The sequence below is a fragment of the Gilvimarinus sp. 1_MG-2023 genome, from assembly GCF_030548285.1.
On the sequence record NZ_JAUOSC010000735.1, the window covers coordinates 1 to 296 of the forward strand.

1 protein-coding gene is annotated in these 296 nt (G+C 52.4%); it reads left to right on the forward strand.

Annotation, left to right across the window (positions count from 1 at the left end; genetic code table 11):
• A partial coding sequence (locus tag Q4563_RS18815; RefSeq protein WP_303605599.1) for an RnfABCDGE type electron transport complex subunit D occupies positions 1-296 on the forward strand: 296 nt, incomplete at both ends.

Sequence of the window (296 nt, forward strand, 5' to 3'; positions counted from 1 at the left end):
GTTTTCACCACCGAATGTGACCAATAACACGGCGCACGTACGGGATGGCATTGACCTCAAACGTATCATGATCACGGTATGGGTCTGTACCTTTCCGGCGATGCTGTTTGGTATGTACAACATTGGCTTGCAGGCGAACGAAGCCATGGCAGCCGGTGCCGGTACCGTCATTGAAGGATGGCGCGAGTTTCTGATTGTATTGCTGGGTGGTGGTGCTCACGATGCGGCCAGCTTCTGGGATAACTTTGTTTTTGGCGCGGCTTATTTCCTGCCTGTTTACGCCACGGTCTTTATTG